The sequence below is a fragment of the Mesorhizobium sp. M2A.F.Ca.ET.037.01.1.1 genome (genome assembly GCF_003998075.1).
Taxonomy (GTDB): domain Bacteria; phylum Pseudomonadota; class Alphaproteobacteria; order Rhizobiales; family Rhizobiaceae; genus Mesorhizobium.
In genome coordinates, this window is record NZ_RZSA01000960.1 from 1 (window position 1) to 2,446 (window position 2,446).

A 2,446-nucleotide genomic window follows, 5' to 3' on the forward strand; every position below is an offset into this window, starting at 1 on the left:
CAGGGCCTTGGTCACAACGACACCATCGAGGGAGAGACTGAAAGGCGCGACAACAAGCGCCAACGCAGTCAGCGCTTGCAAGACCAGCCTGCAGCCCCTGCGCGTTAAGCGCATCCCGCTCTCCCCACGCCAGCCCTTCAGCCCGTCGGCCGAACTACCCCACCGGCAATGTCGCAGCATAAGCATCCCCAATCAGCCCATGATTAGGAAGTGGCCCACGACCCTTGTCTTGTCCACTCGGACTTATTGCTATTTTTGATAGGACCTAAGTCTTATTTCAACCACCGGATGTGGTCGGAAATTGCCGCGCGCGCATCGATTTCTCCAAGCCGGGCAACGCTTTGGAGCGCGTCGCTCAGAAATGGATTCTGGTGCGCATGACGGCTTCCGTGGAGTCAGGCCGGCGAAGGCGCGGGCCGCCGCGCTGCGACCGCCGTGCCGAAGGCGGCGGCAATGACGGCGGCGATGCCGGCGCATTGCAGAAGGTTGAGCTTCTCTGCCAGAAACAGGAAGCCGGTCAGCGCGGCGCCCGCCGGCTCCAGGCATACAAGCATGCCGTAGACCCTGGCCGGCATGCGGGCCAGCACCAGCATTTCCAGGTAGAAGGGCAGCGCGCTGGAGAACAGGCCGACCACGGCCGCGCCGGCCATGACGTGCGGGTCGGCGAGATGGGCTTCAGCGGCGCTGAAGCCGAAAGGCAGCGCCAGCACCGCGGCGATCGCCATGCCATAGGCGGAGGTGCGCGCACCGAGCTCGGCGCCGGCCTTCTGTGCGAAGATGATGTAGAGCCCCCAGCAGGCGCCGGCCGCCAGCGCCAGCGCCACGCCCAGCGGATCGAGCCCGCGGCTGATCCCGGCGAAAGGCGACAGCAGCGCGATGCCGGCTATCGCCAGCCCCACCCAGACAAGGTCAAGCAGGCGCCTTGAGCCGAGGGTCGCAACGAACAGCGGCCCGGTGAATTCGAGCGCCACGCAGATACCCAGCGGAATGCGCTGGAGCGCGGCATAAAACAGCAGGTTCATGGCGCAGACGGTGATGCCGTAGGCGGCGAGCCAGGGCAGGTTCCTCCGCGAGGGCAGCACCTTCCATGGCCTCAGCACCGCGGCCAGCATCAGCGCGCCGATGGCAAGCCTCAGCATGGTCGTGCCCTCCGGCCCCAGCACCGGGAACAGGCCCTTGGCAAAGGCGGCGCCGATCTGCACCGACAGCATCGAGCCAAGCAGGCCGAACACGGGCACAGCGCCCATTTGCGCCTGCGGTTTTGCAATCGGCGTCGACGTCACTTGCTCTCCGTCCCCTGCCTTGGTCGGGACCGGAGATAAGGCCTTTGCGGCGCCGCCGTCGTGAGGCAGCGGGCAGTGGATGATGGGACAAGGCGGCCTCTTCCTCGGGCGGCAGGCCCGCTGCACCGCACAATAGCTTGAAATTCAAGATGTTTCCGCGGACTCTTCTGTAGAATTTGGCGCCGCGATCGAGCCCTTCTTTCAATATTGCCACCATACCCGCTGCGGTTGCAAGGATAACTCTCCGACATCCATCGCGATTGATACTTTCTGCAGATCAGACCAACTGCCCATGACTTCATAGGACCATTGGATCAACCCGTACGGATATTTCACTGCACAACTATTTTCGGCCCACAATGGGATCACATCTTATTTCAGGATCGTAAGCATTTTGTGTTGCACCGCAACATCCGCCGCGACAATCGTGGAGCGGGGGCATGCCTGTTGGAGGATGCCATTATTGTGACTCGGATGGGCATTCCGCCGGCCGGCAGGGATTGCGCCCCCGGCCACGACGGCAAGCGGCTGGCCCGCGACGGCGGGATTTGCCCGCCCTCTGCCGCGCGGCATTACAGACCTGGCGAACGCAGCTGATGACAAACGCGCGCGACATCCAGCTCGACGCCTTGCGGGGCGTTGCGGTGACGCTGGTGCTCTACTCGCATTTCCTCGCTCCAGGCGGCTCGTCCTTCGTCGGCCATCTCGGGGTCAGGCTGTTCTTCGTGCTTTCCGGCTTCTTGATCACCCGGCTGTTGCTGGACGCGCGTGACACCAGCGCATTCGCCTCCGGGCCGGCGCTGCGTTCCTTCTATGCCAGGCGCATGCTCAGGATATTCCCGCCTTACTTCGCGGTCCTGGCGCTCGCATGGTTCGCCTCGGAACAATCCAGGCCCTCGCTCGCCTGGCATGCGCTCTACCTCTCGAATTTCTGGTACGCGCGGCAGAACGACTGGACGCCCTGGCTGCTCTGCCATTTCTGGAGCCTCAGCATCGAGGAGCAATTCTACCTCGCCTGGCCGCTGATCGTGCTTCTGGCGCCGCGCCGGCGCATCGAGGCGATCGCCATCGGCGTCATCGCGTTCTCGCTCGCCTACCGGTTCTACTGGCCGATCGCCGCCAACCCGGCGCTGGCCCGCGACCTGCTGCCGCCGGCCTCGATG

The 2,446-nt window shown here is 64.3% G+C and carries 2 protein-coding genes; one reads left to right on the plus strand and one right to left on the minus strand.

The genetic code is table 11. The features are described from left to right. Positions 1-395: 395 nt before the first annotated feature. Positions 396-1,247, minus strand: a complete 852-nt coding sequence (locus EOA27_RS31920) for an EamA family transporter (protein WP_245467137.1) — start codon at positions 1,245-1,247, stop codon at positions 396-398. 632 nt (positions 1,248-1,879) lie between these two features. Here EOA27_RS31920 and EOA27_RS31925 point away from each other — a divergent pair. Beyond that, positions 1,880-2,446: acyltransferase (locus EOA27_RS31925; protein WP_145970670.1), on the plus strand; the 567-nt coding region annotated here is incomplete at its 3' end.